The sequence below is a fragment of the Sediminibacterium ginsengisoli genome, from assembly GCF_900167075.1.
GTDB classification, from domain to species: domain Bacteria; phylum Bacteroidota; class Bacteroidia; order Chitinophagales; family Chitinophagaceae; genus Sediminibacterium; species Sediminibacterium ginsengisoli.
Genome location: NZ_FUWH01000018.1, coordinates 1 through 9771, shown reverse-complemented (window position 1 = coordinate 9771; position 9771 = coordinate 1). Strand labels below are relative to the sequence as shown.

General features: G+C 44.7%; 1 protein-coding gene. It reads left to right on the top strand.

What is annotated here, in order from left to right; genetic code table 11:
* Positions 1-204: 204 nt before the first annotated feature.
* A partial coding sequence (locus B5D42_RS17770) for a hypothetical protein (RefSeq protein ID WP_139367235.1) occupies positions 205-9771 on the top strand: 9567 nt, incomplete at its 3' end.

Genomic DNA, 9771 nt, shown 5'->3' with positions numbered 1-9771 from the left:
TCATCAATGCTTGCAAATTATTTAAAGAGTCAGCAATTGTTAGACTCTTTAGCAGCAGTTCAAAGCAGGTTGAATGTGAAGCTGAACTCAACTGATACGGCGTCAATGTTGGCAAACTATCTGAAGAGCCAGCAGTTGTTGGATTCTTTGGCGAATGTTCAATCCCGTTTGAATACAAAGTTTAATTGGGCTGATACCTCATCGATGCTTGCTAATTATTTAAAGAGTCAGCAATTGCTGGATTCTTTAGCTGCAGTTCAGAGCAGGCTGAATGTGAAGCTGAATTCGACAGATACAATGAATCTGAGCAACCGGATTGACCTGAAGGTGAATATCAGCGACACAGCTTCGATGCTTGCTAACTACCTGAAAAGTCAGCGCATGTTGGACTCTCTGGCCGCTGTTCAAAACAGGTTAAACACCAAACTTAATACGAGTGATACAGCTGGGATGCTGGCAAACTACCTGAAGAGCCAACAATTACTGGACTCTTTAGCAAACGTTCAGTCTCGCCTCAATACAAAACTAGCGATTGGTGATACGGCAAACATGCTGAGCACTTATGTACAGTCACAAAGACTGCTGGACTCATTGACGAACGTTCAGACCCGTATCAATACCAAGTTGAGTGCTGCTGATACGATGAATCTGAGCAACCGTATTGACCTGAAGGTGAACATCAGTGATACTGCGTCGATGTTGGCTAACTACTTGAAGAGTCAGCGCATGCTGGACTCTCTGGCCGCTGTTCAAAACAGGTTGAACACCAAACTTAATACGAGCGATACTGCCGGCATGCTGGCGAACTACCTAAAGAGCCAACAATTACTGGATTCTTTAGCAAACGTTCAGTCTCGTTTAAATACAAAATTGGCGATCGGTGATACCGCAAACATGCTGAGCACTTATGTTCAGTCACAAAGACTGCTTGACTCATTGACGAACGTTCAGACGCGCATCAACACCAAGTTAAGCGCAGCTGATACGATGAACCTGAGCAACCGTATTGATCTGAAGGTGAACATCAGCGACACTGCTTCGATGCTTGCTAATTACCTGAAGAGCCAGCGCATGCTGGATTCTTTGGCCGCTGTCCAGACAAGGTTGAACACCAAGCTGAATACGAGTGACACTGCCGGCATGTTAGCCAACTACCTGAAGAGCCAACAATTACTGGATTCTTTAGCAAACGTTCAGTCTCGTTTAAATACCAAACTGGCGATCGGCGATACCGCGAATATGCTGAGCACCTATGTACAGTCCCAAAGATTGCTGGACTCATTGACGAATGTTCAAGCCAGGATCAACACCAAGTTAAGTGCAGCTGATACAATGAACCTGAGCAATCGAATTGATCTGAAGGTTAATATCAGCGACACAGCTTCTATGCTTGCGAACTACCTGAAGAGTCAGCGCATGCTGGACTCTCTGGCTGCTGTTCAAAACAGGTTGAACACCAAGCTGAATACGAGTGACACTGCCGGTATGTTGGCAAACTACCTGAAAAGCCAGGCACTGTTAGACTCGCTTGCAAACGTTCAGTCTCGCCTCAACACAAAACTCGCAATCGGCGATACCGCCAATATGCTGAGCACTTATGTTCAGTCCCAAAGACTGCTCGATTCATTGACGAATGTTCAGACCAGGATCAACACCAAGTTAAGCGCAGCTGATACGATGAATCTGAGCAACCGTATTGATCTGAAGGTTAATATCAGTGACACAGCTTCCATGCTTGCTAATTATCTGAAGAGTCAGCGCATGCTGGATTCATTAGCTGCTGTTCAGACAAGGTTGAACACCAAACTGAATACGAGCGACACAGCCGGTATGTTGTCTAACTACCTGAAGAGCCAGGCACTGTTAGATTCATTAGCGAATGTTCAATCAAGGTTAAATACGAAGCTTGCAATCGGCGATACAGCCAACATGCTGAGCACCTATGTTCAGTCCCAAAGACTGCTGGATTCATTAACGAATGTTCAGACCAGGATCAACACCAAGTTAAGTGCTGCTGATACGATGAACCTGAGCAACCGTATTGATCTGAAAGTGAACATCAGCGACACAGCTTCCATGCTGGCTAATTACCTGAAGAGTCAGCGCATGCTGGACTCTCTGGCCGCTGTTCAAAACAGGTTGAACACCAAGCTGAACACCAGCGATACTGCTGGAATGCTATCTAATTATCTGAAAAGTCAGGCGCTGTTAGATTCATTAGCAAACGTCCAATCTCGCCTCAACACAAAACTTGCGATTGGTGATACGGCAAACATGCTGAGCACTTATGTTCAGTCACAACGACTGCTGGACTCATTGACGAACGTTCAGACCCGCATCAACACCAAGTTGAGTGCCGCTGATACGATGAACCTGAGTAATCGTATTGATCTGAAGGTGAATATCAGTGATACAGCTTCGATGCTGGCCAATTATCTGAAGAGCCAGCGTATGCTGGATTCATTAGCTGCTGTTCAGACAAGGTTGAACACTAAACTTAATACGAGCGATACAGCTGGCATGCTCTCTAGTTACCTGAAGAGCCAGGCACTGTTAGATTCATTAGCGAATGTTCAATCAAGGTTGAATACGAAGCTTGCGATTGGTGATACGGCAAACATGCTGAGCACTTATGTTCAGTCACAACGACTGCTGGACTCATTGACGAACGTTCAGACCAGGATCAACACCAAGTTGAGTGCCGCTGATACGATGAACCTGAGTAATCGTATTGATCTGAAGGTGAATATCAGTGACACAGCAACGATGCTGGCGAACTATCTGAAAAGTCAGCGCATGCTGGATTCATTGGCGGCCGTTCAGACAAGGTTAAACACCAAGCTGAATACGAGTGACACTGCTGGCATGCTGGCGAACTACCTGAAGAGCCAGGCGCTGTTAGACTCGCTTGCAAACGTCCAATCTCGTTTAAATACTAAATTGGCGATCGGCGATACCGCGAATATGCTGAGCACTTATGTTCAGTCGCAAAGACTGCTGGACTCATTGACCAATGTTCAGGCCCGCATCAATACCAAGTTAAGTGCAGCGGATACGATGAACCTGAGCAATCGTATTGACCTGAAGGTGAACATCAGCGATACAGCTTCGATGTTGGCTAACTACCTGAAGAGTCAGCGCATGCTGGATTCTTTGGCCGCTGTCCAGACTCGCCTCAACACAAAATTGAACACCAGCGACACAGCTGGCATGCTGGCCAACTACCTGAAGAGCCAACAATTGCTGGATTCATTAGCAAATGTACAGGCCCGTCTCAACACAAAACTGGCGATTGGTGACACCGCCAACATGCTGAGCACTTATGTTCAGTCCCAAAGATTACTCGACTCATTAACAAATGTTCAGACCCGCATCAACACCAAGTTAAGCGCAGCTGATACGATGAACCTGAGCAACCGTATCGATCTGAAGGTAAATATCAGCGACACCGCTTCGATGCTTGCGAACTACCTGAAGAGTCAACGTATGTTGGATTCCTTAGCAGCTGTTCAAACAAGGTTAAACACTAAGCTGAATACCAGCGATACAGCTGGCATGTTGGCGAACTACCTGAAAAGCCAACAATTACTGGACTCATTAGCAAACGTTCAATCACGTTTAAATACAAAACTTGCAATTGGCGATACCGCTAATATGCTGAGTACTTATGTACAGTCCCAAAGACTGCTTGATTCGTTAACGAATGTTCAGACTCGCATCAATACTAAATTAAGTGCAACTGATACGATGAACCTGAGCAATCGTATCGATCTGAAGGTAAATAGCAGTGACACTGCAGCTATGCTGGCCAATTACCTGAAGAGTCAGCGTATGTTGGATTCATTGGCAGCCGTTCAAACAAGGTTAAACACTAAGCTGAACACCAGTGACACTGCCGGTATGTTGGCCAACTACCTGAAGAGCCAACAATTACTGGACTCATTAGCAAACGTTCAATCACGTTTGAATACGAAACTCGCGATTGGTGATACCGCCAATATGCTGAGTACTTATGTTCAGTCCCAAAGATTACTCGACTCATTAACAAATGTTCAGACCCGCATCAATACCAAGTTGAGTGCAACTGATACGATGAACCTGAGCAACCGTATCGATCTGAAGGTAAATATCAGTGACACTGCAGCTATGCTTGCCAACTACCTGAAGAGTCAACGCATGCTGGATTCTTTAGCAGCTGTTCAGACTCGCCTCAATACCAAACTGAACACGAGCGATACAGCCGGCATGTTGGTGAACTACCTGAAAAGCCAACAATTACTGGATTCATTAGCAAACGTTCAATCACGTTTGAATACGAAACTGGCAATCGGCGATACAGCAAATATGTTGAGCACTTATGTTCAGTCCCAAAAGCTGCTCGATTCTCTGACGAATGTTCAGACCCGTATCAACACCAAGCTGAACGCTACTGATACTGTCAATCTGAGCAACCGCATCGATCTGAAGGTAAATATCAGTGATACGGCAGCTATGCTTGCGAACTACCTGAAGAGCCAGCGTATGCTGGATTCCTTAGCAGCTGTTCAAACAAGGTTAAACACTAAGCTGAATACCAGCGATACAGCTGGCATGTTGGCCAACTACCTGAAGAGCCAACAATTACTGGATTCATTAGCAAATGTACAGGCCCGTCTCAACACAAAACTTGCGATTGGTGACACCGCCAACATGCTGAGCACTTATGTTCAGTCCCAAAGATTACTCGACTCATTAACAAATGTTCAGACTCGCATCAATACCAAGCTAAGCGCAGCTGATACGATGAACCTGAGCAATCGAATCGATCTGAAGGTAAATATCAGCGACACTGCAGCTATGCTGTCTAATTACCTGAAGAGTCAGCGTATGTTGGATTCATTGGCTGCTGTTCAGACTCGCCTCAATACAAAATTGAATACGAGCGATACAGCCGGCATGTTGGCCAACTACCTGAAAAGCCAACAATTACTGGACTCATTAGCAAACGTTCAATCACGTTTGAATACGAAACTAGCGATTGGTGACACCGCCAACATGCTGAGCACTTATATTCAGTCCCAAAGACTGCTGGACTCATTAACAAATGTTCAGACTCGCATCAATACCAAATTAAGTGCAGCTGATACGATGAACCTGAGCAATCGTATCGATCTGAAAGTTAATATCAGTGATACTGCAGCTATGCTGGCCAATTACCTGAAGAGTCAGCATATGCTAGATTCATTGGCTGCTGTTCAAACAAGGCTAAACACTAAGCTGAACACGAGTGATACCGCTGGTATGCTGTCTAACTATCTGAAGAGTCAGGCACTGTTAGACTCGCTTTCAAACGTACAAGCTCGCCTCAACACCAAACTGGCGATAGGTGATACAGCAAATATGCTGAGCACTTATATTCAGTCCCAAAGATTACTCGACTCATTAACAAATGTTCAGACCAGGATCAATACCAAATTGAGTGCAGCTGATACGATGAACCTGAGCAACCGTATCGATCTGAAGGTAAATATCAGCGACACCGCTTCGATGCTTGCGAACTACCTGAAGAGTCAACGTATGTTGGATTCCTTAGCAGCTGTTCAAACAAGGTTAAACACTAAGCTGAATACCAGCGATACAGCTGGCATGTTGGCGAACTACCTGAAAAGCCAACAATTACTGGACTCATTAGCAAACGTTCAATCACGTTTAAATACAAAACTTGCAATTGGCGATACCGCTAATATGCTGAGTACTTATGTACAGTCCCAAAGACTGCTTGATTCGTTAACGAATGTTCAGACTCGCATCAATACTAAATTAAGTGCAACTGATACGATGAACCTGAGCAATCGTATCGATCTGAAGGTAAATAGCAGTGACACTGCAGCTATGCTGGCCAATTACCTGAAGAGTCAGCGTATGTTGGATTCATTGGCAGCCGTTCAAACAAGGTTAAACACTAAGCTGAACACCAGTGACACTGCCGGTATGTTGGCCAACTACCTGAAGAGCCAACAATTACTGGACTCATTAGCAAACGTTCAATCACGTTTGAATACGAAACTCGCGATTGGTGATACCGCCAATATGCTGAGTACTTATGTTCAGTCCCAAAGATTACTCGACTCATTAACAAATGTTCAGACCCGCATCAATACCAAGTTGAGTGCAACTGATACGATGAACCTGAGCAACCGTATCGATCTGAAGGTAAATATCAGTGACACTGCAGCTATGCTTGCCAACTACCTGAAGAGTCAACGCATGCTGGATTCTTTAGCAGCTGTTCAGACTCGCCTCAATACCAAACTGAACACGAGCGATACAGCCGGCATGTTGGTGAACTACCTGAAAAGCCAACAATTACTGGATTCATTAGCAAACGTTCAATCACGTTTGAATACGAAACTGGCAATCGGCGATACAGCAAATATGTTGAGCACTTATGTTCAGTCCCAAAAGCTGCTCGATTCTCTGACGAATGTTCAGACCCGTATCAACACCAAGCTGAACGCTACTGATACTGTCAATCTGAGCAACCGCATCGATCTGAAGGTAAATATCAGTGATACGGCAGCTATGCTTGCGAACTACCTGAAGAGCCAGCGTATGCTGGATTCCTTAGCAGCTGTTCAAACAAGGTTAAACACTAAGCTGAATACCAGCGATACAGCTGGCATGTTGGCCAACTACCTGAAGAGCCAACAATTACTGGATTCATTAGCAAATGTACAGGCCCGTCTCAACACAAAACTTGCGATTGGTGACACCGCCAACATGCTGAGCACTTATGTTCAGTCCCAAAGATTACTCGACTCATTAACAAATGTTCAGACTCGCATCAATACCAAGCTAAGCGCAGCTGATACGATGAACCTGAGCAATCGAATCGATCTGAAGGTAAATATCAGCGACACTGCAGCTATGCTGTCTAATTACCTGAAGAGTCAGCGTATGTTGGATTCATTGGCTGCTGTTCAGACTCGCCTCAATACAAAATTGAATACGAGCGATACAGCCGGCATGTTGGCCAACTACCTGAAAAGCCAACAATTACTGGACTCATTAGCAAACGTTCAATCACGTTTGAATACGAAACTAGCGATTGGTGACACCGCCAACATGCTGAGCACTTATATTCAGTCCCAAAGACTGCTGGACTCATTAACAAATGTTCAGACTCGCATCAATACCAAATTAAGTGCAGCTGATACGATGAACCTGAGCAATCGTATCGATCTGAAAGTTAATATCAGTGATACTGCAGCTATGCTGGCCAATTACCTGAAGAGTCAGCATATGCTAGATTCATTGGCTGCTGTTCAAACAAGGCTAAACACTAAGCTGAACACGAGTGATACCGCTGGTATGCTGTCTAACTATCTGAAGAGTCAGGCACTGTTAGACTCGCTTTCAAACGTACAAGCTCGCCTCAACACCAAACTGGCGATAGGTGATACAGCAAATATGCTGAGCACTTATATTCAGTCCCAAAGATTACTCGACTCATTAACAAATGTTCAGACCAGGATCAATACCAAATTGAGTGCAGCTGATACGATGAACCTGAGCAACCGTATCGATCTGAAGGTAAATATCAGCGACACCGCTTCGATGCTTGCGAACTACCTGAAGAGTCAACGTATGTTGGATTCTTTAGCTGCCGTTCAGACTCGCCTCAATACAAAATTGAACACCAGCGATACAGCTGGCATGTTGGCGAACTACCTGAAAAGCCAACAATTACTGGACTCATTAGCAAACGTTCAATCACGTTTGAATACAAAACTTGCGATTGGCGATACCGCTAATATGCTGAGTACATATGTGCAATCACAAAGACTGCTCGATTCTCTGACAAATGTTCAGACCAGGATCAATACCAAGTTAAGCGCAGCTGATACGATGAACCTGAGCAATCGCATCGATCTGAAAGTTAATATCAGTGACACTGCAGCTATGCTTGCGAACTACCTGAAGAGTCAGCGCATGCTGGATTCTTTAGCAGCTGTTCAGACTCGCCTCAATACAAAATTGAACACGAGTGATACCGCTGGTATGCTGTCTAATTATCTGAAGAGCCAAGCACTGTTAGATTCATTGGCTAATGTTCAATCGCGTTTAAATACTAAGTTAGCAATTGGCGATACCGCTAATATGCTGAGCACTTATATCAAGTCTCAGCGTTTATTGGATTCTTTAACTAATGTTCAAGCGCGTATCAACACCAAATTGAATGCTGCTGATACAGTAAACCTGAGCAACCGTATCGATCTGAAAGTTAATATCAGTGATACTGCAGCTATGCTTGCGAACTATCTGAAGAGTCAACGTATGCTGGATTCTTTAGCAGCTGTTCAGACTCGCCTCAATACGAAATTGAATACCAGTGATACCGCTGGTATGCTGTCTAATTATCTGAAGAGCCAGGCATTGTTAGATTCGTTGGCTAATGTTCAATCTCGCTTGAATACGAAACTTGCGATAGGTGACACAGCCAACATGCTGAGTACTTATGTACAGTCCCAAAGACTGCTCGACTCATTAACGAATGTTCAGAGCAGGATCAATACCAAGTTGAGCGCAGCTGATACGATAAGCCTGAGCAACCGCATCGATCTGAAGGTTAATATCAGTGACACTGCAACTATGCTTGCGAACTACCTGAAGAGCCAACGGATGCTGGATTCGTTAGCCGCCGTTCAAACCAGGTTAAACACCAAGCTGAACACGAGCGATACAGCAGGTATGCTGTCTAATTATCTGAAGAGCCAGGCATTGTTGGACTCACTTGCAAACGTACAAGCTCGACTTAACACCAAACTGGCAATCGGCGATACAGCTAATATGCTGAGCACTTATATCAAATCTCAGCGTTTATTGGATTCTTTGACCAATGTTCAGGCGCGGATCAACACTAAGCTGAACGCTACAGATACAGTTAATCTGAGCAACCGCATTGATCTGAAAGTTAATATCAGTGATACGGCAGCTATGCTGGCCAATTACTTGAAGAGCCAACGGATGCTGGATTCGTTAGCAGCTGTTCAAACCAGGTTGAACACCAAGCTGAATACGAGCGACACTGCTGGTATGCTGTCTAATTATCTGAAGAGCCAAGCACTGTTAGATTCATTGGCTAATGTTCAATCGCGTTTAAATACTAAGTTAGCAATTGGCGATACGGCAAACATGCTGAGCACTTATATCAAGTCTCAGCGGTTATTAGACTCTCTGGCCAATGTTCAGGCGCGGATCAACACCAAGCTGAACGCTACAGATACTGTTAATCTGAGCAATCGCATTGATCTGAAAGTTAATATCAGTGATACGGCAGCTATGCTTGCGAACTATCTGAAGAGTCAGCGCATGCTGGATTCATTGGCGGCTGTACAGGCTCGCCTCAATACCAAACTGAACACGAGCGACACTGCCGGCATGTTGGCCAACTATCTGAAGAGCCAGGCACTGTTAGATTCATTGGCAAATGTTCAATCTCGCCTCAACACAAAACTTGCGATAGGTGACACAGCCAACATGTTGAGTACCTACATTAAATCTCAGCGGTTATTAGACTCTCTGGCCAATGTTCAGGCGCGGATCAATACCAAATTGAATACTGCTGATACAGTAAACCTGAGCAACCGTATTGATCTGAAAGTTAATATCAGTGACACTGCAGCTATGCTGGCCAATTATCTGAAGAGTCAGCGTATGCTGGATTCTTTAGCTGCTGTTCAGACTCGCCTCAATACCAAACTGAACACGAGTGATACAGCAGGTATGCTG